Annotated in this window: 25 protein-coding genes; 14 read left to right on the top strand and 11 right to left on the bottom strand. The window is 70.6% G+C overall.

Translation table 11 applies throughout. From position 1 onward, the window contains the following. Positions 1-32: 32 nt before the first annotated feature. From MKK64_RS24645 to MKK64_RS24630, 4 genes are all read right to left on the bottom strand, one after another. Positions 33-305 (bottom strand): hypothetical protein, encoded by a 273-nt coding sequence (locus tag MKK64_RS24645; protein ID WP_243938191.1) that lies wholly within the window; start codon positions 303-305, stop codon positions 33-35. A 43-nt stretch (positions 306-348) separates the two neighbouring features. Continuing rightward, positions 349-1,266, bottom strand: a complete 918-nt coding sequence (locus MKK64_RS24640) for an outer membrane protein (RefSeq protein ID WP_147858306.1) — start codon at positions 1,264-1,266, stop codon at positions 349-351. Positions 1,267-1,680: 414 nt separating this feature from the next. Further along, positions 1,681-2,517, bottom strand: coding sequence for an outer membrane protein (locus tag MKK64_RS24635; RefSeq protein WP_243938189.1), 837 nt, complete (start codon positions 2,515-2,517; stop codon positions 1,681-1,683). Positions 2,518-2,715: 198 nt separating this feature from the next. Then, positions 2,716-3,729, bottom strand: coding sequence for an outer membrane protein (locus tag MKK64_RS24630; RefSeq protein ID WP_147858285.1), 1,014 nt, complete (start codon positions 3,727-3,729; stop codon positions 2,716-2,718). 216 nt (positions 3,730-3,945) lie between these two features. Between MKK64_RS24630 and MKK64_RS24625 the strand changes: the two genes are divergently transcribed. Both MKK64_RS24625 and MKK64_RS24620 read left to right on the top strand, forming a co-directional pair. Continuing rightward, positions 3,946-4,197 carry a hypothetical protein gene (locus MKK64_RS24625; protein ID WP_147729946.1) on the top strand — a complete coding sequence of 84 codons (252 nt, stop codon included), beginning with the start codon at positions 3,946-3,948 and terminating at the stop codon, positions 4,195-4,197. A gap of 36 nt (positions 4,198-4,233) precedes the next feature. Continuing rightward, positions 4,234-4,542 carry an MmcQ/YjbR family DNA-binding protein gene (locus MKK64_RS24620; RefSeq protein WP_147843214.1) on the top strand — a complete coding sequence of 103 codons (309 nt, stop codon included), beginning with the start codon at positions 4,234-4,236 and terminating at the stop codon, positions 4,540-4,542. Between the two features lie 122 nt (positions 4,543-4,664). On the opposite strand, the gene MKK64_RS24615 is transcribed toward MKK64_RS24620, so the two are convergent. Beyond that, entirely contained in the window at positions 4,665-5,291 is a 627-nt protein-coding gene (locus tag MKK64_RS24615; protein WP_243938187.1) for a LysE family translocator, read from the bottom strand. A gap of 117 nt (positions 5,292-5,408) precedes the next feature. On the opposite strand from MKK64_RS24615, the gene MKK64_RS24610 reads away from it, so the two are divergent. Next, positions 5,409-6,302 carry a LysR family transcriptional regulator gene (locus tag MKK64_RS24610; RefSeq protein ID WP_243938185.1) on the top strand — a complete coding sequence of 298 codons (894 nt, stop codon included), beginning with the start codon at positions 5,409-5,411 and terminating at the stop codon, positions 6,300-6,302. A gap of 61 nt (positions 6,303-6,363) precedes the next feature. Here MKK64_RS24610 and lptB read toward each other — a convergent pair whose 3' ends face one another. From lptB to MKK64_RS24585, 5 genes are all read right to left on the bottom strand, one after another. After that, positions 6,364-7,137 carry an LPS export ABC transporter ATP-binding protein gene (gene lptB / locus MKK64_RS24605; RefSeq protein ID WP_243933721.1) on the bottom strand — a complete coding sequence of 258 codons (774 nt, stop codon included), beginning with the start codon at positions 7,135-7,137 and terminating at the stop codon, positions 6,364-6,366. A gap of 86 nt (positions 7,138-7,223) precedes the next feature. Further along, on the bottom strand, positions 7,224-8,018 hold the full coding sequence (locus tag MKK64_RS24600) for an LptA/OstA family protein (protein ID WP_243938184.1): 795 nt from the start codon (positions 8,016-8,018) through the stop codon (positions 7,224-7,226). Further along, entirely contained in the window at positions 8,015-8,779 is a 765-nt protein-coding gene (gene lptC / locus MKK64_RS24595) for an LPS export ABC transporter periplasmic protein LptC (RefSeq protein WP_147728819.1), read from the bottom strand. The genes MKK64_RS24600 and lptC overlap by 4 nt, the downstream gene beginning before the upstream one ends. 476 nt (positions 8,780-9,255) lie before the next feature. Then, positions 9,256-9,882 (bottom strand): nucleotide exchange factor GrpE, encoded by a 627-nt coding sequence (gene grpE / locus MKK64_RS24590; protein WP_243938182.1) that lies wholly within the window; start codon positions 9,880-9,882, stop codon positions 9,256-9,258. Between the two features lie 82 nt (positions 9,883-9,964). Further along, positions 9,965-12,757, bottom strand: coding sequence for a [protein-PII] uridylyltransferase (locus MKK64_RS24585; protein WP_243938180.1), 2,793 nt, complete (start codon positions 12,755-12,757; stop codon positions 9,965-9,967). Between the two features lie 300 nt (positions 12,758-13,057). Here MKK64_RS24585 and MKK64_RS24580 point away from each other — a divergent pair, with 300 nt between their 5' ends. The 5 genes from MKK64_RS24580 (at position 13,058) to MKK64_RS24560 (ending at position 16,527) form a co-directional block, all read left to right on the top strand. Beyond that, positions 13,058-13,303 carry an AbrB/MazE/SpoVT family DNA-binding domain-containing protein gene (locus tag MKK64_RS24580; RefSeq protein WP_210246691.1) on the top strand — a complete coding sequence of 82 codons (246 nt, stop codon included), beginning with the start codon at positions 13,058-13,060 and terminating at the stop codon, positions 13,301-13,303. Beyond that, positions 13,287-13,643 (top strand): type II toxin-antitoxin system PemK/MazF family toxin, encoded by a 357-nt coding sequence (locus MKK64_RS24575; RefSeq protein WP_243938178.1) that lies wholly within the window; start codon positions 13,287-13,289, stop codon positions 13,641-13,643. Before MKK64_RS24580 ends, MKK64_RS24575 begins: the two co-directional genes overlap by 17 nt. Positions 13,644-13,751: 108 nt before the next feature. Beyond that, positions 13,752-14,735: an aliphatic sulfonate ABC transporter substrate-binding protein gene (locus tag MKK64_RS24570; RefSeq protein WP_243938176.1), complete on the top strand. Its 984-nt coding sequence runs from the start codon at positions 13,752-13,754 to the stop codon at positions 14,733-14,735. A 225-nt stretch (positions 14,736-14,960) separates the two neighbouring features. Then, positions 14,961-15,593: a LysE family translocator gene (locus MKK64_RS24565; protein WP_243938174.1), complete on the top strand. Its 633-nt coding sequence runs from the start codon at positions 14,961-14,963 to the stop codon at positions 15,591-15,593. 79 nt (positions 15,594-15,672) lie between these two features. After that, on the top strand, positions 15,673-16,527 hold the full coding sequence (locus tag MKK64_RS24560; protein ID WP_243933663.1) for an ABC transporter permease: 855 nt from the start codon (positions 15,673-15,675) through the stop codon (positions 16,525-16,527). 66 nt (positions 16,528-16,593) lie between these two features. Here the strand turns inward: MKK64_RS24560 and MKK64_RS24555 are convergent, their stop codons facing one another. Further along, positions 16,594-16,758, bottom strand: coding sequence for a hypothetical protein (locus MKK64_RS24555; RefSeq protein WP_243933661.1), 165 nt, complete (start codon positions 16,756-16,758; stop codon positions 16,594-16,596). A 448-nt stretch (positions 16,759-17,206) separates the two neighbouring features. Between MKK64_RS24555 and MKK64_RS24550 the strand changes: the two genes are divergently transcribed. From MKK64_RS24550 to MKK64_RS24525, 6 genes are all read left to right on the top strand, one after another. Further along, the gene (locus MKK64_RS24550) at positions 17,207-17,680 is read left to right on the top strand and encodes a formate dehydrogenase subunit gamma (protein WP_147726809.1); all 474 of its coding nucleotides are present in this window, start codon (positions 17,207-17,209) and stop codon (positions 17,678-17,680) included. An 8-nt stretch (positions 17,681-17,688) separates the two neighbouring features. Beyond that, a complete protein-coding gene (locus MKK64_RS24545) occupies positions 17,689-19,248 on the top strand; it encodes a formate dehydrogenase beta subunit (protein WP_243933720.1) in 1,560 nt (519 codons plus the stop codon). A gap of 10 nt (positions 19,249-19,258) precedes the next feature. After that, complete coding sequence (gene fdhF / locus MKK64_RS24540) at positions 19,259-22,120, top strand: formate dehydrogenase subunit alpha (protein WP_147726811.1); 2,862 nt, start codon at positions 19,259-19,261, stop codon at positions 22,118-22,120. A gap of 88 nt (positions 22,121-22,208) precedes the next feature. Further along, complete coding sequence (locus MKK64_RS24535; protein ID WP_147726813.1) at positions 22,209-22,502, top strand: formate dehydrogenase subunit delta; 294 nt, start codon at positions 22,209-22,211, stop codon at positions 22,500-22,502. A gap of 142 nt (positions 22,503-22,644) precedes the next feature. Continuing rightward, positions 22,645-24,300 (top strand): OFA family MFS transporter, encoded by a 1,656-nt coding sequence (locus tag MKK64_RS24530; RefSeq protein ID WP_147726816.1) that lies wholly within the window; start codon positions 22,645-22,647, stop codon positions 24,298-24,300. Positions 24,301-24,358: 58 nt separating this feature from the next. After that, positions 24,359-25,261: a LysR family transcriptional regulator gene (locus tag MKK64_RS24525; protein ID WP_147726817.1), complete on the top strand. Its 903-nt coding sequence runs from the start codon at positions 24,359-24,361 to the stop codon at positions 25,259-25,261. Positions 25,262-25,331 lie beyond the last annotated feature (70 nt).

Below are 25,331 nucleotides of genomic sequence, written 5' to 3'. Positions count from 1 at the left end.
CCGTTCGGGTCGGGCGCGCTTCGAAAGCCGCCTCAGCGCGGCGGCGGCTCGTTGTACATCGGAACGTTGTCGTTGCGCGGCAGGTAGGCGCGCACGACCGGGCCGTAGACGCGCGGCCCGGCATAGGCGCCGTACCGGCGGTCGAGGCCGGCCGGGGGGAGGGGGCGATGCGCGAGGCGGCGCGGCGCGGCGCGCGGGGCCGCCTCGGCGTAGCCCGGCCCCTCGGCCGCGGCAGGGCCGGCGAGCGACAGCGTCGCCAGCAGGCCCGCGAGGGCGGCGAGGGGGAGCGAGATCCGAACGGGCATTGGGGTCATCCGGCGCGAGGGAAGGCGGTCGGCGGCTTGCCGGTCAGAACTTGACGGCCGCGCCGCCGCGGACGGTGTTGAGGTTGGCCCTGTGCCCGTCGAAGTCGTTGAACAGCACGTACTGGTATTCGGCGCGGAGCAGGATGCTCGGCGTGATCGCGTATTCGAGACCGCCGCCCAGAGCGACGCCGCCGACCGTCTTGGTCTTCGACTTGCTGACATAGGTGGAGTAGGGGACGCCCGTCGTGGGATCGGTCTGGCTGAACGTTCCGGCACGATAACCGAAGTTCTCGACGTAGGCCGGCTTGCCGACCGTCAGAGCCTGGTTAGCGTTGTAGGTGGTGGCGTTGTATCCCGAATCCTCAATGAACACGCCGTCCGCGATGCGGGCGCGACCGATCGCGAAACCGCCCGTTACGTAAGGCAGAAGGTTGCCGAAGGCGTAGCCTGCGCGCGCGCGGATTGTCCCGAAATCGTTGATCTTGGTGCTCGAGGCGCCGTTCAGGCTGACCGTCTCGAGATAACCGAGGCTGTTGGTCTTGAAACGGGAGATGCCGTCCGAAGACGAGCCGCTGCGCCCGAAGCTGGTGTAGTCGACTTCGATACCGAGGACGACGTCGTCGAACTGGACATTGTAGCCGGCGTACCCGCCGAAGCTCACGTCGCCCACGCGTCTGGGCTTCGACGTTAACAGGTTGGAGGCGCCGAAGTCCGACTCGGCAGTCGAGTTGTGCGTCTGCTGGATGATCAACGGCTGATACGACCTCTGGAACCCGAGCGCGGCCGAGCTGTACCCGCCGTGCCCGCCGACATACACGCCGCTCCAGTCGATCGCCGTGACCGCGACCGGCGGGTCGTAGTCGGGGCCGCGGAGGAAATCGTAGTCGAGGTCGGCGGCGCGGGCCGTGGTCGGGCCGGCCAGGCTCAGGGCGGCAAGAAGTGCGCGGGAAGTCTTACGCATCGCGGTCGTCCTCGGGGCGGCAACACGACCGCACTACGAAACCTGTTCTCTCTTGATAGGAGAGTAACCTTAATGGCTGGTTTCGATATCGGCCGGCGTGCCGTGCCAATGCGGGGACGCGACGCGAAAACCGGAACGAAGACGGGATTTTACCGCACGCCCGCGCCCGGCGACCGGGCCGAGGCTTCGATCCGCGGATCGCGACGCCACCCCGACCGCCGACGCCCGTCGCTTCGGGCGTCGGCTCGCCCGCCGTGCCGCGGACGAGCGCCCGCATGCGACGGTCGCGAGGTGGGAAATCCGATACCGCCCGGGGGCGGTCACGCCCCCGATCCAGCCATCTCGCCGCAGGGCAAGAGGCCCGCGCGAGGCCCGCGGTCGCTTCGCGTCCGTCGGCGATCGCCCGGTCGCGGATCAGTTGCCGTAGGCGCTGCCGCCGAGGCCGGCGAGGCTCGGGCCGCTGCCGAAGCCGCCGAGGTCGTAGCGCAGGCCGAGGCGGAACTCGTTGGCGGCGATGTCCTTCAGCCGCGTGCCGGCGTTGTAGGCGTCGAGCCCGCTCTTGGCGTTGCCGAAATCGACGTAGCGATAGGCCGCGTCCAGGCTGAAGCCGCCGCCGATCGCGTAGGAGACGCCGCCGGTCAGCGCCCAGGCGAGCGAGGCGACCGAGCGGTTCGGGCGCGCCACGGCGGTGCGCAGGCCGGTGCCGGGGTTGCCGTCGCAGGCGTCGACCGTGCAGGTGGTCTGGGTGTAGCCCCGCGCCACGCCCATGTCCGAGAGGCCGATGCCGGCGCCGACATAGGGCGTCAGCCCCCACCAGGTGCCTAGGTCGGCGTAGACGTTGACGAGGGCGGTGAGCGCGGAGACCTGCGCCGCCTCGACGTTATAGCCGGTGGCGAAGTTCGAGCGCGAGGAGGCGGCGCCGTAGCGGGCCGGCTCGCGCTGGTCGACGGTCGCGTCGACGCGCAGCCACGGGGTGATCCGGTAGCCGACGCCGCCGCCGTAGCCGGCCGCATCGCTCAGGCGCAGGCCGACGAGCGGCGGCATGCCCGGGTCGTTCGCGTCCGCCCGGGTGTCGTCGTGCGGGCGCGCGTAGGCCGATTCGGTGAAGTCGGCCCGGAGATACCAGCCGCCGCCGACCGCGACCGGCGGCGCCATCGGCGGGGGCGGGGGCAGCAGGTCGGCGGCCTCGGCCCGGCCGATCCCGAGGAGAAGCAGCGCCGCGGCGGCGAAGCGGCGTTCGAGCGCAGCCATGGGGAAAGTCCTCACGCAAGATCAACGGTTGCATCCCGTAGGACGACTTGACGAGGACCCTAAACCCCAAATCTTGTGAACGGCTTAACCGTATTTCGCGGTCCGTGGCATGCGTCTCGACCCTGAAACGAAAGAAGACGGCGCGGATCGGATCCGCGCCGTCTTCGATGTCGAGGCCGTGCAGGTTCGGTACGTGTCTCAGTACTTGCGGACGAGCGGGCCCGGGGCCGGCTGATAGTCGGGCACCAGCGGCGGCAGCGGCGCGGCGACGAGGCCGCCGAGCAGGTAGCGCACGCCGATCTTCACGTCGTGGGCCTCGATGTCCTTGATCTTCACGCCGGCTCCGGCCTCGCCGCAGCAGGTGGAGAAGCTGGCGCCGGTCGAGGCGTGGCCGAGGTTCAGGTAGCGGTAGGCGAGCTCGACCTTGAACGCGTCGGTGACGTTGTAGGCGAGACCGGCATGGAGCGCCCAGGCGAAGCTGCCGGTGGTCTTGTCCTTGTACGACTTGGTCGTCGCCTGGCTGTTGTAGACCGGCGTCGCGTTGCCGTTCGCGTCGACCGTGTAGGTCGGGGTGTAGTTGTAGGTCGGCGGGGCGCAGGGGCAGCCGCCGTATTGCGGGTTGCCGTAATCGTAGGCGTAGGTCGGGCTGGTGAACTGGCCGTTCGTGCCGTAGCCGGAGACGTGGTTGAAGGCGTAGCCGGCGCCGGCGCCGATGAACGGCGTGATGCCGTACCAGGTGCCGAGGTCGAAGTAGGCGTTGGCGAGGACGACGGCCGAATCGAAGTGGCCGCTCGACTTGTTGATGCCGTACGAGCCGAGGCCGTTGTCGTAGTCGGGGCCCCTGTAGTACTCGCTGCCGCGCAGGCCGGTGGAGTAGCGGTACTCGCCGGTCACGTCGCCGCGCAGGAACGGGGTGAACTGGTAGCCGACGCCGACCCCGGCGAAGCCGCCGCCGCCGACCTCGTTGCCGTAGGAGCGGTTCGCCTCCGGGTATCCGGCATAGTCGTAGGACGTGCTGTACTTCGCCCGGTCGTAGACGCTGGCCCCGACGTCGCCGCGCAGGTACCAGCCACCGCCGACCTCGATCGGCGGGGCATAGGGCGGCGGGGGCGGGGGCGGCAGCAGGTCGGCGGCTGCGGCCAGTGAGGGCGCGCCGACGCTCGCCGCGAGCGTCAGGGTGCGCACCAAAGCGACGAGCTTGGAGCGGGCCATAAGAATTCCTTCACGCTTAAATGTGCCGGAAGCTTTCGGTGCCGGCTCTGGTGACCTCCCGGACCATGGCGGCAAGGTCTTAAAGCTGGCTTAACGTTAAAACTTAGCGTTATGGATTGTTTGAGGTGCGCAATCCTGCACGTCGCCGATGCGGTCCTGCGGACACAATCGCCGTTCCGGGCGTTGCCTGCACAGCCTCCACCGAGCGAGATCGACATGACGCGCCTGTTCATCGCCGACGTCCGGACCCCGTCCGGCCCGCGCCCCCTGGTCACGGTGCGCGCGGCCTCGGAGGCCGAGGCGCTGCTGTTCCTCGAGGCGCACTACCCCGAGGACCGGATCGAGGCGGTGGCCGAGCCGGGCGAGTGGGCCAGCGATGCCGCGACCGGATCGAACCCCGGCGACGTCCGCGAGCATCCCGGCAGCACCTGGCCGACCAGCCTGTCGCGGGCGCCCGCCGGGCCCTGAGCGGTGCTGCCGGAGGACGTGCGCGCGCTCGCGTTGATGCTGCCGGAAGCGATCCTCGGCGCGCACAAGGGCAACCCGGATTTTCGCGTGGGCGGCCGGGTCTTCGCGACGCTGTGGACCGAGGAGGACCGGCTGGTGCTGCGGCTGTCGCCGGAGGACCAGGAGCGCCTGCTGGAGGCCGAGCCGGACCTGTTCTCGGCCATCGACGGCGCCTGGGGCCGCCGCGGCTGGACCAACCTCGACCTCGACGCCTGCGAGGAGGAGATTCTGCGGGACGCCCTGCTCGCCGCCTGGCGCGCCACGGCGCCGGCCGGGCTGGTCTCGGTCTACGAGCCGACGGCGTGAGGGCGGCCGTCCCGTGAGCCGGTGCTGAGCGCCGCCCGCTTGCGTCATTCGGCCCGGCGCCGTGGTGGTGATCGGGACGGCCCGGCGCCCCGTCGATCGCCGGGCGGGTCGTCGGGCTCGCCTCAGGCCTCGGCGAGCAGCTTGGCCGCGAACGCACCGAGCATGCCGCCCATCAGCCAGCGCTGCGCCCGCATCCAGGACGGGCGCCGGGCGAGGCCGGCCGCCAGCGCCCCGGCCGTGGTGGCGATGACGACGCCGAAGGCGAGGTTGAGGGCGATGTGCATCAGGCCGAGCACCAGGGTCTGAGCCAGCACGCTGCCGTGGCCGGGGATCACGAATTGCGGCAGCAGCGCGAGGTAGAGCAGCGCCGCCTTGGGGTTCAGCAAGGTCGTGGCCAGCCCCATCGTGAGCACCCGGCATGGGCCGGCCTGCGGCAGGTCCGCGGCCTGGAACGGCGAGACGCCCCCGGGGCGCACTGCGGACCAGGCGAGGAGCAGCAGGTAGGCCGCCCCGGCGAGCCGCAGGGCATCGTGGGCGTAGGGCACCGTCGCAAGCAGTGCCGTGATCCCGAAGGCGGCGCAGGCCATGTAAAGCAGGAACCCCAGCGCGCTGCCCACCAGCGAGACCAAGCCGGCCCGGCGGCCCTGCGCGATCGAGCGCGAGATCAGGTAGATCATGTTCGGCCCCGGCGTGATCGCCAAGCCGAGGATCACCGCGCCGTAGGCGACGAGGGTGGGATGGTCGGGCATCGTCGGGCTCCTGCCGCACGCTTCGTGGCGGCGCAGCCCCGGATTTCCCATCCGCCCTTCGATCGGTAAAATACCATCTCAAGATCCCTGTGATACGGCTGGGCTATCGAAGTGACCGTGGACGTCCGGTTGATCCGGCACCTCTGGCTGTTCCTGGCGGTGGCCGAGGCACGGCATTTCGGGCATGCCGCCCAGCGGCTCGGCATGTCGCAGCCCCCGCTGAGCGAGGGCATCCAGACCTTGGAGCGGATGCTGGGCGCGCGGTTGTTCGACCGCGACCGCCGCGGCGTGCGGCTCACGCCCGCGGGCGCCGCGATCCTGCCGGCGGTGCAGGTCTTCGCCGGCCAGGTCGAGCGCTTGGAGCGGGCCGTGCGCGAGGCGGTCGCAGGCCGGACCGGCACGCTGACCGTCGGCGCGATCAACTCGGCGCTTCTGGAGGACTTGCCGCCGATGGTGGCGCGCCTGCGTGCGGCCCAGCCGGGGCTGACGATCGCCGTGCGCGAGATCGACAGCGTCGAGGCGGTGCCGCTGATCGAGGCGGGCGAGATCGATCTCGCCTTCGCGCGCCTGGAAGGGGAACTCGGCCCGAACATCCGCTCGCGGCCGGTCGCCACCGATCGTCTCGCCGTCGCCCTGCCGCGCGATCACCGGCTGACCGGGATGGCGGCGGTCCCGCTGGCGCTGCTGGCCGATGCGGATTTCGCGATGTTCGCTCGCCGCTCCAGCCCGGTCTACTTCGACCGGGTGACGGCAGCCTGCCACGCGGCGGGGTTCGCGCCGCGCATCGTGCACGAGGTCCGCGCCGTGACCTCGCAGATCGCCTTCGTGGCCTGCGGGCAGGGTGTCGCGCTGGTGCCCCTGCGCTTCGAAGGGCTCGCCCCGCCCCAGGTCGTGATCCGACCGCTGGCCGAGAACGTCGAGATCGTCGCGGCGGCCCTGGTCTGGTCGGACGCCCGCAGCAATCCTCTGGTCGACGCGGCCATCGCGTCGTTCACGGAGCCGACCGGATGAGGCTTCCCACCCCGAGCCGTCCTTCCGGTCACGACACCGGGCCCGACCGGAGCCGCCGCCGCTACAGCCGGAAATCCTCGCCGAGGTAGAGCCGGCGCGCGTCGGCGTTGGCGACGATCTCCTCCGGGGTGCCCTCGGTGAGGATGCGGCCGGAATGGGCGATGTAGGCGCGGTCGATCAGGCCGAGCGTCTCGCGGACGTTGTGGTCGGTGATCAGCACGCCGATGCCGCGCTGCTTCAGGTGCTTGACGAGGTCCTGGATGTCGCCGACCGCGATCGGGTCGATGCCGGCGAAGGGCTCGTCGAGCAGCATGAAGGTCGGCGACGAGGCCAGCGCCCGGGCGATCTCGCAGCGCCGCCGCTCGCCGCCCGAGAGCGCGATCGACGGGGACTTGCGCAGGCGCGCGATGTCGAATTCCTCGAGCAGCGAATCGAGCTTCCTCGCCCGCGCCTTGCGGTCGGGCTCGGCGACCTCGAGCACGGCGCGGATGTTGTCCTCCACCGTCAGGCCGCGGAAGATCGAGGCTTCCTGCGGCAGGTAGCCGATGCCGAGGCGCGCGCGCTGGTACATCGGCAGGTGGGTGATGGCCAGGCCGTCCAGCGTGATGTGGCCGCGGTCGGCCGCCACCAGCCCGGTGATCATGTAGAAGATCGTGGTCTTGCCGGCGCCGTTCGGCCCGAGCAGGCCGACCGCCTCGCCGGTCCGCACCGTGAGCCCGGCCTCGTGCACGACGGTGCGCGCGCCGTAGCTCTTGCGCAGGCCGCGGACGCTGAGGATGCCGGGGCCGCCCTCGACCTCGGACGGCACCGCCTCGGGCCGGGCGCGGCCGAGCACCCGCCCGAGCCAGGACGGGCGCGGGCTCGCGGTCTCGGACCGGTGCGGGGAGAGGGCCTGACCGCCGGGGACGCCGATCGAACCGCTCAATTGGCCTGGGCCCGCGTCTTGCCGTCGGACTTGCCGTCGCCCTTGGCGGCATCCGTCTTGGCTGCGTCACCCTTGGCTGCGTCGGCCGGCTTCGGCGCGGTCCTGGCGATGCCGGCGGGCTGCGCGCAGCCCTTGGCGGGCTTGTCCTTCTCGGCCTTCTCGCCCGGCACGAACAGGGCGGAGACGCGCCCGCCCGGCACCGGGTCCATGTTCGCGCGGCCGGTGTTCATGTCGTAGACGAGGCGTTGGCCGCGGGTGACGTTCTGGCACTGGCTCAGCACGACGTTGCCGGTGAGCACGATGCGCTTGGCCGCCTGGTCGAACACCGCGCTGTCGCCGGTGGCGACCTGGTCCTTCTGCACCACCGTGACCGGGCCGGCGCATTCCACCTTCTGGATGCCGTTCTCGCCCATGCCGGCCGCATCCTTGGGCTTGTCCTCGGCCTCCGCGGCCGGGCTTGCCTTGTCCTTGGCGTCCTTGTCCTTGCCGCGCTTGTAGTGGACCGTCATCGTCGAGCAGCGGATGGTGCTCTCGCCCTGCACGGCCACGACGTTGCCGGCGAAGATCGCCTTGCTCTCGCGGTCGAACACGTCGAGCCGGTCGGCGTCGATCTTGATCGGCTCCTTGCCGCCGCCCATCGATCCGAACGGCGAGGTCGGATTCTTCTTCGGCGCCGCCGCGACGGCCGGCTTCTCGGCCCGGGCGGGCGCGACCGGCAGCGCAACGGAGAGAAGCGACGCGGCCGCGAAGGCGGCGGCGAGCCGCGCCGGCAGACCGGACAGGCCGGTCATGGGCGGCCGTCCGTCGGCTCGGCCGAGGAGGTGAGGACGCGCAGGGGCGCCTTGGCCGGCTCGGCCTTGTCGTCGGCCTTCGCGTCCTTGGCCTTGTCCTGGTGGAACACGGTGTGGACGTTGCCGATGAACGAGATCACGCGGCCGTTCTCGACCACGTCGAGCCCGTCGGCGACCACCTGGCCGCTCGGCACCGACACGGTGACGGTCTCGGCCGATTTCACGCTGCCGGCCTTGAAGTCGACGGCGGCCGATTGCAGCCGCGCCTCCTCGCCCTTGTCGGTCCAGATCCGGATGTCCTGCTTGAGGTCGAGCGCCTCGCGGGTGGTGTCGAACAGCCCGGTCGCCGCCTCGATCCAGGCGAGGCCGCCCTTGTCGTCGGTGGCGACGTGGCCGCGCATCGCCTCGAGCTCGATCAGGCTCGGCTTGCGCATGTCCTGCAGCGCGGCGGTGGCGGTGACCTCGTAGCCGCGGTCGCCCTTGCGGAAGCCGGAGAGCTTCGGGTTCTCCATCCGCACCTTAGTGCCCGACAGCGTCACCGGCCCGACGCTGACGCCGGGGATGACGGCCGCGAACGGGTTGAACAGCCAGGCTCCGAGCGCGATCACCGCGCCGCCCGCGACCAGGGGCAGCACCCGGCGCAGCGTGCGCACTTGGGCGCTGTGGCGATGGGCGCGCGCATGCGCGCGGGTGCGGCGCAGGTCGGTCCGACCGCTCGCCTGGGCGTACCCGTTCATCTCGACCGCGTCGACGACCTGCATGACGATTCCGATGCGCGACGCTGGGGCGATGCGCCCGCGAGCCCGGCCCCGACGCTTCGCGCGCCGCGCCGACTCGTCCGGGATGCGCCCGGCCGATGGCGAAGTTATGGCCCAAGCGTTTCCGAATGTTCAACTGTCGCCTGCATCCGGAAGCCGTGCGGGCGAGGATTCGGCGGACGCGCCGTGCGTTCGCGCACGGCGATGGCGCGGCCGTTCCCGGATGGCGTGCGCTGGCGGCGCCCGACCCGGGCGGGCCGCTGTCGGACTGTCCTGCGACGCCCGATCGCCCGTCCCTCCCGCCCGGCGGGGGAAAGGGCGCCTTTCCCGTCCGAGACGGGCGCGCGGTGCGTGGCGGGATCGATCCGGCGCCGAGACCCCGCGCAGCCGCGAACCGACGGGCCGGGCAGGAAGGCGTCGCGGCGGCGCCCCCGAGGCGGGACCGCAGGCCGGACGAGGCCCGGCCTGCCTCGGCCGCCTTACGCCTGCGCGGCGTCCGCCGGCGCGCCGGCCTTCGGGCCGCCCTTGGCGACGCCGACCAGGGCCGGGCGCAGGGTCCGGTCGCCGATGACGTAGCCCGACTGGACCACCTGCACGACGGTGCCGGCCGGCACCTCCGGGTCGGGCACCTCGAACATCGCCTGGTGGCGGTTCGGGTCGAAGCGCTGGCCCTTGGGCTCGACCACCTTCACGCCGTGGCGCTCCAGGGTCTTGGCGAGATCCCGCTCGGTCAGCTCGATGCCGTCGATCAGGCCCTTCAACGCGCCCTCGGCCGAGGCCCGCGCCTCGGCCGGGACGCTGTCGAGCGCGCGGCGGATGTTGTCGGCGACGTTGAGCACGTCGCGGGCGAAGTTGGTGACCGCGTAGGTCCGGCCGTCGGCGACCTCGCGCTCGGTCCGGCGGCGCAGGTTCTCCATCTCGGCCAGCGTGCGCAGCGTGCGGTCCTTCAGCTCGTCGCGCTCGGCGGTCATCGCCGCGAGCTTCGCGTCGGCGGCCGACCCGTCCTGGGACGCGGGGGCGTCGTGCGGCGCCTCGTGCGCCACGCCGGCCCCGGCCTCGACCGTGCTCTGGCGCGGGTCGTCATGCTGCATGTCGTTGCTCGTCATCGCGAAAAGGGCTCGCCGGGTGATTTCGGGGTCGGCGTTGATATCAGGCGCGCGGGCCGCGAAATCAACCCGGCGAAGCACATCACGCCTCCCGCGGCGGCGGCGCGGCGACGAGCGCCTCCAGCCCCTCCGCCTTCATCACCGCCACGTCGCCGGCGAAGACCTCCATCACCGCGCTGCGGATCGCCGCCTGGCGGTCGGGCTGGGTGACGCGGGTGCCGGTCAGGTCGGTGACGTAGAACACGTCCACCGCCCGCTCGCCGAAGGTCGCGACATGCGCCGAGGTGATGTTGAGGTTGAGGCGGTTCAGCGCCGTGGTCAGCTCGTAGAGCAGGCCCGGCCGGTCGAGGCCGGTGACCTCGACCACCGTCTCGCGGCTGGACAGTGCGTTGTCGATCGCCACGTCCGGCGGGACCAGGAAGGTCTTGGCCCGGCCGGTGGAGGGCGGGTGCTTGTCGGCCACGAGCTCGGCGATCTTGATCTCGCCCTTGAGCGAGCGCTCGATCGAGGCGGTGATGCGCCGGCCGCGGCGCATCTCGTCCTCGTCGCGCTCGAAGGCGCGGGAGATGAAGATCGAATCGAGGGCGAAGCCGTCGCTGGTGGTGAAGGCCTGGGCGTCGACGATGTTGCCGCCGGCCGCCGCGCAGGCCCCGGTGACGATGGCCAGCAGCCGCGGGTGGTCGGGCGAGTACACCGTCAGCTCGGTGACGCCGCGGACCGGATCGGTCTCGACGTCGGTGGCGCTGGTACGGCCGGCCTCGATCGCCTGGCGGATGAAGCCGGCGTTCTTGAACTGGCGCACGCCGTCGACCTTCAGCCAGTAGGCTTGGTTGTGGCGCGCGGCGTAGGCGTCGAACACCTCCGACGACCAGTCGGGCAGCTGCTCGCGCAGGCCCATCTGGATCAGCCGGACGCGGTCGGTGCGGGCGATCTCGGAATGGCCGCCCGACAGCACCACCTCGGTCTCGTCGTAGAGGGTGCGGATCAGCGTGCCCTTCCACGCGGTCCAGACGCCGGGGCCGACGGCGGTGATGTCGGCGACGGTGAGGATCGTCAGCAGGCGCAGGCGCTCCAGCGTCTGCACCACGGCGGCGAACTTCTCGATGGTCTTCGGGTCCGAGAGGTCGCGGCTCTGGGCGGTCATCGACATCAGGAGATGGTGCTCGACGAGCCAGGCCACCGTCTCGGTCTCGGCCTGGGTCAGGCCGAAGCGCGGGCACAGCTTCTGCGCGATCGCCGCGCCGGCGATCGAGTGGTCCTCGGGGCGGCCCTTGGCGATGTCGTGGAGCAGGATCGCCACGTAGAGCGCGCGCCGGTTGTGGATCGCGTTGACCAGGCGCGAGACCAGCGGGAACTGCTCCTCGGTGCGCCCGGAATCGATCGCCGCGAGCACGCCGAGCGAGCGCAGCAGGTGCTCGTCCACCGTGAAGTGGTGGTACATGTTGAACTGCATCATCGCGACGATGCGGCCGAAATCCGGGATGAAGCGGCCGAGCACGCCGGCCTCGTTCATCTGCCGCAGCACCGATTCCGGCGAGTTCTTCGAGGTCAGGATCTCGAGGAAGAGGCGGTTGGCCTCCTCGTCGGCGCGCAGGGCGTGGCCGATCAGGCGCAGGGAGCGGTTCGCCAGGCGCTTGGCGTCGGGATGGATCGCGAGGTTGTGCCGGTCGGCGAGCCAGAACAGGCGCAGGAGGTTGACCGGATCGCGCTCGAACGCGTCCTCGGCGCGGACGTTGACCCGGCCGTGGTCGAGCCAGAAATCCTCCGCCTCGATCGCGGTGGCGCGGAACCGATCGCGGAACTTGCCGATCCAGCGGTCGAGCACCGGCGTGCGCTTGGCGTGGCGCGCCTCCAGCTCGGCGCAGACGATGGCGGTGAGGTCGCCGACGTCCTTGGCGATCAGGAAGTACGCCTTCATGAAGCGCTCGACGCCCGACAGCCCGCCGCGCGGCCCGAAGCCGAGGCGCTCGGCGATCTTCGGCTGCAGCCCGAAGGACAGCCGCTCCTCCGCGCGCCGCGTGACGAAGTGCAGGTGGCAGCGCACCCGCCACAGGAACTCGTCGCAGCGCTCGAACAGGCGGTACTCCTCCGCCGTGAACAGGCCGGCGGCGACGAGCTCGACCTGGTCGCGCACCCGGTAGGTGTACTTGGCGATCCAGAACAGGGTGTTGAGGTCGCGCAGGCCGCCCTTGCCGTCCTTGACGTTGGGCTCGACCAGGTAGCGCGAGGAGCCGGCCTTGGTGATGCGGCCGTCGCGCTCGCGCAGCTTGGCCTCGACGAACTCGTGCGCGGTGCCCATCACCAGCTCGGCGTCGAAGCGCGTCACCAGCTCCTCGAACAGCACCCGCGTGCCGAACAGGAAGCGCGCCTCCAGGAGCGCCGTGCGGATCGTCATGTCGGCGCGAGCCTCGCGCAGGCATTCCTCGACCGAGCGGGTGGCGTGGCCGACCTTCAGCTTGAGGTCCCACAGCACGTAGAGCATCGCCTCGACGACGCTCTCCGACCACGCGGTCTGCTTGTAGGGCAGCAGGAACAGGAGATCGATGTCGGAGCCCGGCGCCATCGTGCCCCGGCCGTAGCCGCCGGTCGCCACCACCGCGAGCTGCTCGCCGGTGGAGGGGTTGTCGTTCGGATAGAGCCGCCAGACCACCGCGTCGTGGATCGCGCGCACCACCGCGTCGGTGAGGTTCGACAGGGCGCGGGCGCAGCGCATGCCGTCCCGGTCCTTCAGAAGCTGCGCCTCGGCCGCCGCGTGGCCGGCCTCGATGACCCGCTTCAGCTCCGGCACCAGAACGGCGCGGAGCTTCGTCGGCTCACGAGCCTCGCGATCCAGGGCATCCAGAACCTTGTCCAGGGCAGCGACGACATCGAACATGGGTACCCGTTAGCATGAACTGCCGGTGCTGCCAGCGGGGCCGGGCTTCCGGACCGGCGCGCCGCGTCGAGCCAGGGTCCTCGAGCCGGGGCTCGTCAGCGAAGGGCCTCGGGCGAGGGGCCGCGAGCAAGAGCCACGCCGAAGCCACGCTCGATCCGGATCCGCCGGAGCGGGCGGGGTGCCGGTGGGCGAGCTTTGACGCGCCGTCCCGGGGATCGTATATACGAAGGCGATACGTTGATGCGAGCGCGGCACGGTGCCGTTCGAAGCTTGGTCACAGCCATGCCAGGAGAGGTGCGCGTGATCGTTCAGTTCTCCCGATGGGGCAACAGTCTCGCCCTCCGCATTCCGGCGCAGATCCTGCGAGACGTCGGCGCTGCGGAAGGCAGCACGGCCGAACTGAGTGTCGAGGAGGGGCGGATCGTCATCGCGCCGCGCGCAGAGCCGCCGCGCTACACCTTCGACGGCCTGCTTGCCGGCATCACCAAAGAGAACCTGCACGACGACCAGTTCGAGGGGCGGACGGTCGGTGACGAGATCTGGTGAGCCGCCCTATTGCCCTGATCTCGGCGACCTGATCTTTCTCGAGTTCAGTCCGCATCTTGGGACCGAGCAGGGCTTCACCCGGCCCGGGCTCGTCCTCACGCCGCGGTCCTACAACGGCCTCGTCGGGCGCTGCTTCGCGTGTCCGGTCACCAGCCGCGGACGTGGCTACCCTTACGAGGTGGTCCTGCCGTCCGGGCTGAAGATCCACGGCTTCGTCCTTGCGGACCAGGGCAAGCCGCTCGCCTGGGCCGAGCGCTACGCGCGCTTCGTCGACGTCGCGCCGGCGGCCGTGATCGATGACGTGAAGGCGAAGATCGCGGCGTTCCTGCAACTCGGTTGATGCCGATCGTCCACGGCTGTGCGTCCTATATTGCGGAATTGTCGTTTGACATAAAGAACGCACCGGCCTAGCTCGGATCAAACGCCCGATCCGAAAAGGACTGTCCTCATGCGCCTTGCCCGCCGCGCGCTCCTCGGTGCCGCCCTCGCGCTCGCTCTCCCGGTCGCCCTGCCCACCGCCTTGTCCGCGCCCGCCGGCGCCGCCGAGGTCAAGGAGGTCCGCCTGGACTGGGCGACCTACAATCCGGTCGGGCTGGTCCTGAAGGACAAGGGGTTTTTGGAGGAGGCGCTGAAGCCGAGGGGCATCACCGTGCGCTGGGTCCAGTCGCTCGGCTCCAACAAGGCGCTCGAATTCCTCAATGCCGGCGCGATCGACTTCGGCTCCTCGGCCGGCGCCGCCGCCCTCGTGGCGCGCATCAACGGCAACCCGATCAAGGCGGTCTACGCCTTCTCGCGGCCGGAATGGACCGCGCTCGTCACCCGCAAGGACAGCGGCATCGCCCGGGTCGCCGACCTGAAGGGCAAGCGCATCGCCGTGACCCGCGGCACCGACCCGCACATCTTCCTGATCCGCGCCCTCCAGGGCGCGGGCCTGACCGAGCGCGACGCCAAGCTCGTCCTGCTCCAGCACGCCGACGGCCGCACGGCGCTCGACCGCGGCGACGTCGACGCCTGGGCCGGCCTCGACCCGATGATGGCCGCGGCCGAGATCGAGAACGACGACGTGCTGTTCTTCCGCGACGCGAGCGCCAACACCTGGGGCCTGCTCGACGTGCGCGAGGCGTTCGCCCAGGAGAACCCCGAGCTCGTCCGCACCGTGATCGCCGCCTACGAGCGGGCGCGGCTGTTCGCGATCCAGAACCCGGACGCGCTGAAGGCGGCCCTGGTCGCCGCGACGAAGCTGCCCGAGCCGGTGATCGCCCGGCAGGTCGCCCGCACCGACCTTTCCGAGCCGGCGGTCGGCAAGGCCCAGGCGGCCTCGATCCAGGCGGCCGGCCTCGCCCTGCAGCAGGCCGGCATCATCCCCGCCGGCACCGACGTCGCCGCCGCCGTCGACGGGCTGATCGACACGCGCTTCAACCCGGCGCGGTAGGCGAGGGCGTATCGAGCCCCGCTCGCATCGGTCGTCGCAGAGCCGTATCGTCCGCGCGATCCGCAGCGCGGCTCCTTCTCCCAGGGGGAGAAGGGTGGGATGAGGGGCGTGCCTCAGACGGAAAGGTCACACCCCTCACCCTGTCCCTCTCCCCCTGGGAGAGGGGGCCCGCGCCGCGATATGCCCACGGTTCGGTCGACGCACACAGCAGGAGCGACCGGAGGCATGCCCGAGATCACGAACCTCCTCGGCTTCGCGCTGGTCTCCCTCGGCATGGTGCTGACGCCGGGGCCGAACATGGTCTACCTGGTCTCGCGCTCGCTCTCGCAGGGGGCGGGCGCCGGGCTGGTCTCGCTCGGCGGGGTCGCGGCGGGGTATCTCGTCTACATGCTGGCGGCGGCCTTCGGCATCACCGCGCTGCTGCTCGCCGTGCCCTTCGCCTACGACGCCCTGCGCCTTTCCGGCGCGCTCTACCTGATGTGGCTGGCCTGGCAGGCGGTGCGGCCGGGCGGGCGCTCGCCGTTCCAGCCGCGGATGCTGCCGCCCGACGGGCCGCGGCGGCTGTTCGCGATGGGGTTCCTGACGAACCTTCTCAACCCGAAGATCGCGGTGATGTACCTGTCGCTGCTGCCGCAGTTCATCACGCCGGGGCACGGCAGCGTGCTGGTGCAATCGCTGGTGCTGGGGTCGGTGCAGACCGGGATCAGCGTCGGCGTGAACGCGCTGCTCGCCGTCACCGCCGGGTCGGTCGCCGCCTTCCTCGGCGGGCGCCCGGCCTGGATGGTGGCGCAGCGCTGGCTGATGGGCACCGTGCTCGCCGGCCTCGCGGTGCGGATGGCGACCGAGGCGCGGCGCTGAGCCCGCGGCGGTGCTATAGGGCCGCCGACCCTCCAGCTCCCGACGGTCCGATGCCACACCTTTCCGAGCTCGACGCCCGATGACCGGACCCGCGGCCGCTCCGGCGGCGAACGCCGCTTCCAACCTCGCGCCAAGCGCCGCTCCACGGGCCGGACGCGCGGTCTCCCCGCGCTTAGGCCGGGCCGGCCTCGGCCTCCTGCTTCCGCTGGCGCTGGCGCTGGGCTGGGAGGCGGCGGTCCGTGCCGGCCTGGCGCAGGGACGGCTGCTGCCGCCGCCGAGCCGGATCGCGGCGACGCTGTGGGAGCTCGCCCGCTCGGGCGACCTGTGGATGCACGTCTCCGCGACGCTGGTGCGCGTCGGCCTCGGCTTCGCGCTCGGCGCGGCGGCGGGGATCGTCGCGGGCGCGCTGACCGCGACCCTGCCGACCCTGCGCCGGCTCGTCGACCCGAGCCTGCAGGCGTTGCGCGCGGTGCCGTCGCTCGCCTGGGTGCCGCTGTTCATCCTGTGGTTCGGCATCCTCGAGACGCCGAAGGTGATGCTGATCGCGGTCGGCGTGTTCTTCCCCGTCTATGTCGGGGTCGCGGGCGCCATCGCCTCGGTCGACCGCAAGCTCGTCGAGGTCGGGCGGATCTTCCGGCTATCGCGGGCGGCGCAGGTCCGGCGCATCCTGCTGCCCGCGGTGCTGCCGGCCACCGTCACGGCCTTGCGCACCGGCCTCGGGCTCGGCTTCCTGTTCGTGGTCGCGGCCGAGCTGATGGGGGCGTCCGAAGGTCTCGGCTACCTGCTGATCGACGGCCAGCAATTCTCCAAGCCCGAGCAGATCCTCGCCGCGATCATCGCCTTCGCGGTGGCGGGCAAGCTCGCCGACGCTTTGCTGGTCGCGCTCACGACCCCGCTGGTGCGCTGGCAGGACACGGCGCGGGACGCGCTCTGATCACGATCGCCGCGGGACGCGCTCCGACGGAAGACGCGTCGGGTTTCGCGCTCGGGGCGCGTCGCCTCAGTCCTGGTCGGGCTCGTCGGTCTCGGCCCGGTCGCGATCGTGGACCGGGCGCGGGTGCGCCGTCACCGGCGGGAACAGCTCGGCGAGCCCGGCGGCCACCCCGTAGAGCACCGGATCGGACCCGGGCCCGGAATGCGGCGGGTGGAGATCGCTCTTGACCATGGAATTCGTCACCTTCGGCGCCCTATTCATCCCGTTGCCAGCGCCGTCGTAAGCCTGACGGACAGCTCCAAGACTGCCCTTAGGGCTTGTCAAGTCGTGCTTTGGTCCAGGGTTTCATGCCGGCGAAAAGAAAGTTTCGGTGTGCCCGTCGATGGTTGCAGACGAACGCGGGCCGAACCATCCGAGGGTTGAGGCCGGAATGCGAACCGGTAGTTTATTGCACGGCAGCATGACGTGCGCTCCGACGCTCCGTTCTGTTGCGGTGCAGCATGACAAATCGGACGCGTTGAAAATGCCGCGCTCGCGGGTTCGTCCGTAGGGAAGCAAAGGGCCGGACCCCCGATTTCGACAGAAGACCTTTGTCGAGCGACCGATCTGCACGATTGAATGCAATCGGCATTTCTGTTCCAGTCGCCACTTAGAACGGGAACAATCTGGGCAGGAAATCATGCCGCGTTTCGAGCCCTGGGATGCGCAGCGCGCTTCCGGGATCATCGCCGAGCACCGTCACCTGGAAGGCGCCACCCTTCCGATCCTGCACGCGCTGCAGGAGACCTTCGGCTACGTCGATGCCGGCGCGGTGCCGCTGATCGCCGATGCGCTCAACCTGTCGCGGGCCGAGGTCCACGGCTGCATCACCTTCTATCACGACTTCCGCGCCCACCCGACCGGCCGGCACGCGGTGAAGCTGTGCCGCGCCGAGGCCTGCCAGGCCATGGGCTCGGACCGGCTGCACGCCGAGATCCTGTCGCGCCTCGGCACCGGCTGGCACGGCACCACCGCCGACGGGAACGCGACGGTCGAGCCGGTCTACTGCCTCGGCCTGTGCTCCAACGCCCCGGCGGCGCTGGTGGACGGCGAGCCGATCGCACGCCTCACCGCCGACAGCCTCGACGCGGCCCTCAGCGAGGCGCGCGCATGAGCACCCCCATGAGCATCACCCTCTACGTCCCCCGCGACGCCGTGGCCCTCGGCCTCGGCGCCAACCGCGTCGCCCGCGCGCTGTTCTCCGGCGCCGAGCGCCGCGGCCTCGACGTGTCGATCGTCCGCACCGGCTCGCGCGGCCTGTTCTGGCTCGAGCCGATGGTCGAGGTCGCGACCCCCGAGGGCCGCGTCGCCTACGGCCCGGTGACGCCCGCCGACGTCGACGCGCTCCTCGATGCCGGCCTGGCGGAGGGCGGCGACCACCCGCTCCGCCTCGGCGACCCGGAGGCGATCCCGTTCCTGGCCCGCCAGCAGCGACTCACCTTCCACCGCTGCGGCGTGATCGATCCGGTCTCGGTCGACGACTACAAGGCCCATGGCGGCTATCGCGGCCTCGAGGCCGCGTTGCGGCTCGGCCCCGAGGGCACCGTCGGCGAGGTCCGCGAATCCGGCCTGCGCGGCCGCGGCGGCGCCGGCTTTCCCGCCGGCATCAAGTGGAACACGGTGATGCTGGCGCAGTCGCACCAGAAATACGTGGTCTGCAACGCCGACGAGGGCGATTCCGGCACCTTCGCCGACCGGATGATGATGGAGGGCGACCCCTTCAACCTCATCGAGGGCATGACCATCGCCGCCGTCGCCGTCGGCGCGACGCGGGGCTACATCTACCTGCGCTCCGAGTACCCGCAGGCCTTCGCGACGCTGAAGGAGGCCATCGCCAACGGCATCGCGGCGGGCGTCCTCGGCGACGACGTGATGGGCTCGGGCAAGAGCTTCCACCTCGAGGTCCGGCTCGGCGCCGGCGCCTACATCTGCGGCGAGGAGACCTCGTTGCTGGAGAGCCTCGAGGGCAAGCGCGGCATCGTCCGCGCCAAGCCGCCGATCCCGGCGCTGAAGGGCTTCCTCGGCCAGCCGACGCTCGTCAACAACGTGATGACCTTCACGGCGACGCCCTGGATCCTGGAGCACGGCGCCAAGGCCTACGCCGATTACGGCATGGGCCGCTCGCTCGGCACCCTGCCGATCCAGCTCGCCGGCAACGTGAAGCACGGCGGCCTGATCGAGACCGCCTTCGGCATCACGCTGCGCGAGGTGATCGAGGGCTACGGCGGCGGCACCTTTTCCGGCCGCCCGGTCCGCGCGGTGCAGGTCGGCGGCCCGCTCGGGGCCTACTTCCCCGATCATCTGCTCGACACGCCCCTCGATTACGAGGCGATGGCAGCCAACAAGGGTCTCGTCGGCCACGGCGGCATCGTCGTGTTCGACGACACCGTCGACATGGCGAAGCAGGCCCGCTTCGCCTTCGAGTTCTGCGCCACGGAATCCTGCGGCAAGTGCACCCCGTGCCGCATCGGCGCGACCCGCGGCGTCGAGACGATGGACAAGGTCATCGCCGGGATCAGCCCGGAGAAGAACCTCACCGTCATCGCCGACCTCTGTGAGGTCATGACCGACGGTTCGCTCTGCGCCATGGGCGGGCTCACGCCGATGCCCGTGATGAGCGCGATCACCCATTTCCCCGAAGACTTTTCGCGCGCGGGCGACCTGCCCGTCGCGGCGGAGTAGGGAGGCGTCCATGGCCCTCATCAAAGAGATCGACTACGGCACCCCGATCCGCGTCAGCGATCAGACGGTGACGCTGAGCATCGACGGCATGGACGTCACCGTCCCGGCCGGAACGTCGGTGATGGCCGCCGCGATGACGGCGGGCACGCAGATCCCCAAGCTGTGCGCGACGGATTCGCTGGAGCCGTTCGGCTCCTGCCGCCTCTGCCTCGTGGAGATCGAGGGGCGGCGCGGCACGCCGGCCTCCTGCACCACGCCGGCCGAGAACGGCATGGTGGTGCGGACGCAGACCGACAAGCTCGCCAAGCTCCGCAAGGGCGTGATGGAGCTCTACATCTCCGACCACCCGCTGACCTGCCTGACCTGCGCGGCCAACGGCGACTGCGAGCTGCAGGACATGGCCGGGATCGTGGGCCTGCGCGACGTGCGCTACGGCTACGACGGCGACAACCACGTCGTGCCCACCGCCGAGAAGTACCTGCCGAAGGACGAGTCGAACCCGTACTTCACCTACGATCCGTCGAAGTGCATCGTCTGCAACCGCTGCGTCCGCGCCTGCGAGGAGGTGCAGGGCACCTTCGCGCTCACCATCGAGGGCCGCGGCTTCGACAGCCGCGTGGCGGCCGGCAACACCAACTTCATGGAATCCGAGTGCGTGTCCTGCGGCGCCTGCGTGCAGGCCTGCCCGACCGCGACGCTCCAGGAGAAGTCGATCCACGAGCACGGCCAGCCCGAGCATTCGGAGGTCACGACCTGCGCCTATTGCGGCGTCGGCTGCTCGTTCAAGGCGGAGATGCAGGGCACCAAGATCATCCGCATGGTGCCCTACAAGGGCGGCAAGGCCAACGAGGGCCACAGCTGCGTCAAGGGCCGCTTCGCCTACGGCTACGCCACCCACAAGGACCGCATCACCAAGCCGATGATCCGCGAGAAGATCACGGATCCGTGGCGCGAGGTGTCGTGGGAGGAGGCGATCGGCCGCGCGGCCTCCGAGTTCAAGCGCATCCAGGCGACCTACGGCCGGGACTCGGTCGGCGGCATCACCTCGTCGCGCTGCACCAACGAGGAGGCCTACCTCGTCCAGAAGCTGGTGCGCGCCGCCTTCGGCAACAACAACGTCGACACCTGCGCCCGCGTCTGCCACTCGCCGACCGGCTACGGCCTGATGTCGACGCTCGGCACCTCGGCCGGCACGCAGGACTTCAAGTCGGTCGAGCAGTCCGACGTGATCCTGGTGATCGGCGCCAACCCGACCGACGGCCACCCGGTCTTCGGCTCGCGGATGAAGCGGCGCCTGCGCCAGGGCGCCAAGCTCATCGTCGCCGACCCGCGCAAGATCGACCTGGTGAAGTCGCCCCACATCAAGGCGACGCACCACCTGCCGCTGAAGCCCGGCTCCAACGTCGCCTTCATCAACTCGATGGCGCACGTGATCGTCACCGAGGGGCTGATCGACGAGGCCTACGTGCGCGAGCGCTGCGACCTCGCCGAGTTCGAGTCCTGGGCCCGCTTCATCGCCGACGAGCGCCACTCGCCGGAGGCGCAGGCGCAATACACCGGCATCGACCCCGTTGAGCTCCGCGCCGCCGCCCGGCTCTACGCCACCGGCGGCAACGCCGGCATCTACTACGGCCTCGGCGTCACCGAGCACAGCCAGGGCTCGACCATGGTGATGGGCATGGCCAACATCGCCATGGCCACCGGCAACATCGGCAAGCTCGGCGCCGGCGTGAACCCGCTGCGCGGCCAGAACAACGTCCAGGGCTCCTGCGACATGGGCTCATTCCCGCACGAGCTGCCGGGCTACCGCCACGTCTCGGACGACGCCACCCGCGAGAGCTTCGAGGCGCTCTGGGGGGCCAAGCTCGACAACGCGCCGGGCCTGCGCATCACCAACATGCTCGACGAGGCCGTCGATGGCGCCTTCAAGGGCATGTACATCCAGGGCGAGGACATCGCCCAGTCGGACCCGGACACCCACCACGTCACGTCCGGCCTGATGGCGATGGAGTGCATCGTCATCCAGGACCTGTTCCTGAACGAGACCGCCAAGTACGCCCACGTCTTCCTGCCGGGCGCCTCGTTCCTGGAGAAGGACGGCACCTTCACCAACGCCGAGCGCCGGATCTCGCGCGTGCGCAAGGTGATGCCGCCGATGGGCGGCTACGGCGACTGGGAGGGCACGATCCTGCTCTCCAAGGCGCTGGGCTACGAGATGGACTACAGCCATCCGTCGGAGATCATGGACGAGATCGCGGCGCTGACGCCGAGCTTCGCCGGCGTCTCCTTCGCCAAGCTCGACGAGCTCGGCTCGGTGCAGTGGCCCTGCAACGACAAGGCGCCGATGGGCACGCCGATGATGCACGTCGACCGGTTCGTGCGCGGCCTCGGCCGGTTCATGATCACCGAGTTCGTGGCCACCGAGGAGCGCACGGGGGCGAAGTTCCCGCTCATCCTCACCACCGGCCGGATCCTGTCGCAGTACAATGTCGGCGCGCAGACCCGGCGCACCGAGAACTCGCGCTGGCACGAGGAGGACGTGCTGGAGATCCACCCGTTCGACGCCGAGGTCCGCGGCGTGGTCGACGGCGACCTGGTCTCGCTGGAGAGCCGGTCGGGCGACATCGCGCTCAAGGCGCGTATCACCGAGCGGATGCAGCCGGGCGTGGTCTACACCACCTTCCATCACGCCAAGACCGGCGCGAACGTCATCACGACGGACTTCTCGGACTGGGCGACCAACTGCCCCGAGTACAAGGTCACGGCGGTGCAGGTCCGGCGCACCAACCGCCCGTCGGACTGGCAGGCGAAGTTCTACGAGGAGGACTTCTCGCTCACCCGCATCGCGCAGCAGCTCGACGCGGCGGAGTAGCGGCAGGCCTTTCCCTCCCCCCTCTGCGGGGGGAGGGACACGCGCTGCTCGCGCATCGTTCGGCAACGCAGGCAAGCAAAGGTTTTCGATGAGCGCGCTGACGAGCGACGAGAAGCTGGTGCGGATGGCCAACCAGATCGCGTCCTTCTTCCGGTCCTACCCGGATGACGAGGCCGTGACCGGCATCCACAAGCACGTGGTCGCGTTCTGGACCCCGAAGATGCTGGCGAGCCTCGAGGCCTGCCTGCCGGCGATGGGCGAGCGGGTCGATCCGCTCGTGGTCCGCGCGATGCGCGAGGGCCGGACCGAGGCCGAGAGCCCGGTGCGGTCCGCCACCCGCGATCCGCAGAAGCTCGGCGAAGGTGCGAGCGACGCCGGTTGACGCCGGCGCGGTTTTGTCACGATCGGACGGATGAAACGTCCGACTCGTCGACATCCGCGCATAGTCGCGCTTGAATTCAATCCTTAGAATTCACCTCGATTGACGGCCCGCTCAACAGGGCCGCTTCGGGGGAACCTCACCGATGACCGCACGGACCGCCGACGTCACCTTGCTGCGCGAGCGGCCGACATCCTGGTTGTCGCGCGAATACATCGTCGCGAAACCCGGGTTCAACCGCTGGCTCGTGCCGCCGGCGGCCCTGGCGATCCACCTCTGCATCGGCATGGCCTACGGCTTCTCGGTGTTCTGGCTGCCGCTCTCGCGCGCCCTCGGCATCACCGCGTCGAAGGCCTGCCCGGACATGTCGCTGGCGACTGCGCTGGTGACCACCACCTGCGACTGGCGGGTGGCCGATCTCGGCTGGATGTACACCCTGTTCTTCGTCTTCCTCGGGGCCTCGGCCGCGGTGTTCGGCGGCTGGCTCGAGCGGGCGGGGCCGCGCAAGGCCGGCATCGCCGCGGCTTTGTGCTGGTGCGGCGGCATGGCGATCTCGGCGCTGGGCATCGTCACCCATCAGCTCTGGATGATGTGGCTCGGCTCGGGCGTGATCGGCGGCATCGGCCTCGGGCTCGGCTACATCTCGCCGGTCTCGACCCTGATCAAGTGGTTCCCGGACCGGCGCGGCATGGCCACCGGCATGGCGATCATGGGGTTCGGCGGCGGCGCGCTGATCGGCTCGCCGCTGGCGGCGATGCTGATGGACGCGTTCAAGTCGCCGACCTCGGTCGGCGTGTGGCAGACCTTCCTGGTGATGGCCGCCGGCTACTTCGTGTTCATGATGGCCGGCGCGCTCGGCTACCGCGTGCCGCCGGCCGGCTGGAAGCCCGAGGGCTGGAGCCCGGCGCCGGCCAAGGCGGGGATGATCACCAACGGCCAGGTCCACCTCGACGACGCGCACAAGACCGCGCAGTTCTGGCTGATCTGGGCGGTGCTGTGCCTCAACGTCTCGGCCGGGATCGGCGTCATCGGCATCGCCTCGCCGATGCTGCAGGAGATCTTCGGCGGTCGCCTCGTCGGCGCGCCGGATGTCGGCTTTTCCGCCCTCGAGGCCGGCCAGAAGGCGCAGGTCGCCGCGATCGCGGCGGGCTTCGTCGGGCTGCTGTCGCTGTTCAACATCGGCGGCCGCTTCTTCTGGGCCTCGATGTCGGACAAGCTCGGGCGCAAGACCACCTACGCGATCTTCTTCGCGCTCGGCATCGCGCTCTATGCCGGCGCGCCGTCCTTCGCCGCCGCCGGCTCGCAGGCGCTGTTCGTGCTCGCGTTTTGCGTCATCCTGTCGATGTACGGCGGCGGCTTCGCCACGGTGCCGGCCTATCTCGCCGACATCTTCGGCACGCAGTTCGTCGGCGCGATCCACGGGCGGCTGCTCACCGCGTGGTCGACGGCCGGCATCGTCGGGCCGGTGGTGGTCAACTACATCCGCCAGGCGCAGGTCGATGCCGGCGTCGCCGGCTCGCGCCTCTACGACGGCACCATGTACATCCTCGCCGGCATGCTGGCGCTCGGCTTCGTCGCCAACCTGCTGGTGCGCCCGCTCAAGGCCAAGTGGTTCATGTCGGACGCCGACGTGGCGGCGCTGAACAGCCGGGGCGCGGCGGGGACGATCCCCTCGGGCTCCTTCGGCATCGGCCGCGGCGGCTTCGGCCTGGCGGCGCTCGCCGCCTGGGCCGTCGTCGGCATCCCGATCGCCTGGGGCGTGTGGACGACGCTGGCCAAGGCGCTGATCCTGTTCCGCTGAGCGGGCGCGGTCGGCCGAATGGGTATAGCCTTCCCGGCACGCCGCCGGGGAGGGTGCCATGATCGACAAGCTCGACTTCCTGCTCGCGCTCTCGCGGGAGCAGCATTTCGGGCGCGCCGCCGAGACCTGCGGCGTCACCCAGCAGACCCTGTCGGCGGGGGTGAAGCAGCTCGAGAACCGCTTCGGGGTGCAGCTGGTGCGGCGCGGCTCGCGCTTCCAGGGCTTCACCCCGGAGGGCGAGCGCGTGCTCGAATGGGGCCGGCGCATCGTCGCCGACAGCCGCGCCATGCACGAGGACGTGGCGGGCCTGCGCCGCGGCCTCACCGGGCACCTGCGCATCGCCGCGATCCCGACCGCGCTGCCGATGGTGGCCAACCTCACGACGCCCTACCGCGAGAAGCACCCCGACGTGCGGCTGACGGTGGAATCGACCACCTCGGCCGACATCTTCTCGCTGATCGAGAACCTGGAGGCCGATGCCGGCCTGACCTACCTCGACAACGAGCCGCTCGGCCGGGTGATCTCGGTGCCGCTCTACCGCGAGCGCTACCGGCTGCTGACCGCGGAAGGCGGCGCCTTCGACGCGCGCGCCTCGGTGACCTGGGCCGAGATCGGCCGCCTGCCGCTGTGCCTGCTCACGCCGAACATGCAGAACCGGCGCATCATCGACCAGCAGATCCGCGACGCGGGCGGCGAGCCCTCGGCCTCGCTCGAATCGAACTCGATGATCGTGCTGATGACCCATGTCCGCACGCTCAAGTGGGCGAGCGTGATGCCGGCGATCCTCGCCGACGCCCTCGGGCCGATGGTCGGTGTGCGCGCGATCCCGATCGTCGCGCCGGAGCTGGAGCACACGATCGGCCTGGTGGCGCCGCGGCGCGAGCCCTCCACCCCGATGATCACGGCGCTGGTCGCCATCGCGCGGACATTGGCGAAGACGCTCGACGCGCCGGACCTGTAGGAGCGCCGCACCGGCGTGCACGAAAAAGGCCGCCCCGGTCGGGGGCGGCCTCGTCGTCCGATCCGGGCTG

Source organism: Methylobacterium sp. E-025 (assembly GCF_022829705.1).
GTDB lineage: Bacteria > Pseudomonadota > Alphaproteobacteria > Rhizobiales > Beijerinckiaceae > Methylobacterium.
This window is presented reverse-complemented; position numbering and strand designations above follow the sequence as displayed.

Bases quoted from the DNA above. Each gene is read 5' to 3' on its own strand.
- MKK64_RS24545 (WP_243933720.1), top strand. From the start codon at position 17,689: ATGAGCATCACCCTCTACGTCCCCCGCGACGCCGTGGCCCTCGGCCTC.
- lptC (WP_147728819.1), bottom strand. From the start codon at position 8,779: ATGCAGGTCGTCGACGCGGTCGAGATGAACGGGTACGCCCAGGCGAGC.
- MKK64_RS24525 (WP_147726817.1), top strand. From the start codon at position 24,359: ATGATCGACAAGCTCGACTTCCTGCTCGCGCTCTCGCGGGAGCAGCAT.
- MKK64_RS24565 (WP_243938174.1), top strand. From the start codon at position 14,961: ATGCCCGAGATCACGAACCTCCTCGGCTTCGCGCTGGTCTCCCTCGGC.
- MKK64_RS24585 (WP_243938180.1), bottom strand. From the start codon at position 12,757: ATGTTCGATGTCGTCGCTGCCCTGGACAAGGTTCTGGATGCCCTGGAT.
- MKK64_RS24620 (WP_147843214.1), top strand. From the start codon at position 4,234: ATGCTGCCGGAAGCGATCCTCGGCGCGCACAAGGGCAACCCGGATTTT.
- MKK64_RS24550 (WP_147726809.1), top strand. From the start codon at position 17,207: ATGCCGCGTTTCGAGCCCTGGGATGCGCAGCGCGCTTCCGGGATCATC.
- MKK64_RS24645 (WP_243938191.1), bottom strand. From the start codon at position 305: ATGCCCGTTCGGATCTCGCTCCCCCTCGCCGCCCTCGCGGGCCTGCTG.
- MKK64_RS24555 (WP_243933661.1), bottom strand. From the start codon at position 16,758: ATGGTCAAGAGCGATCTCCACCCGCCGCATTCCGGGCCCGGGTCCGAT.
- MKK64_RS24600 (WP_243938184.1), bottom strand. From the start codon at position 8,018: ATGACCGGCCTGTCCGGTCTGCCGGCGCGGCTCGCCGCCGCCTTCGCG.
- MKK64_RS24635 (WP_243938189.1), bottom strand. From the start codon at position 2,517: ATGGCTGCGCTCGAACGCCGCTTCGCCGCCGCGGCGCTGCTTCTCCTC.
- MKK64_RS24530 (WP_147726816.1), top strand. From the start codon at position 22,645: ATGACCGCACGGACCGCCGACGTCACCTTGCTGCGCGAGCGGCCGACA.
- MKK64_RS24615 (WP_243938187.1), bottom strand. From the start codon at position 5,291: ATGCCCGACCATCCCACCCTCGTCGCCTACGGCGCGGTGATCCTCGGC.
- MKK64_RS24535 (WP_147726813.1), top strand. From the start codon at position 22,209: ATGAGCGCGCTGACGAGCGACGAGAAGCTGGTGCGGATGGCCAACCAG.
- MKK64_RS24560 (WP_243933663.1), top strand. From the start codon at position 15,673: ATGACCGGACCCGCGGCCGCTCCGGCGGCGAACGCCGCTTCCAACCTC.
- MKK64_RS24630 (WP_147858285.1), bottom strand. From the start codon at position 3,729: ATGGCCCGCTCCAAGCTCGTCGCTTTGGTGCGCACCCTGACGCTCGCG.
- fdhF (WP_147726811.1), top strand. From the start codon at position 19,259: ATGGCCCTCATCAAAGAGATCGACTACGGCACCCCGATCCGCGTCAGC.
- MKK64_RS24640 (WP_147858306.1), bottom strand. From the start codon at position 1,266: ATGCGTAAGACTTCCCGCGCACTTCTTGCCGCCCTGAGCCTGGCCGGC.
- MKK64_RS24570 (WP_243938176.1), top strand. From the start codon at position 13,752: ATGCGCCTTGCCCGCCGCGCGCTCCTCGGTGCCGCCCTCGCGCTCGCT.
- MKK64_RS24625 (WP_147729946.1), top strand. From the start codon at position 3,946: ATGACGCGCCTGTTCATCGCCGACGTCCGGACCCCGTCCGGCCCGCGC.
- grpE (WP_243938182.1), bottom strand. From the start codon at position 9,882: ATGACGAGCAACGACATGCAGCATGACGACCCGCGCCAGAGCACGGTC.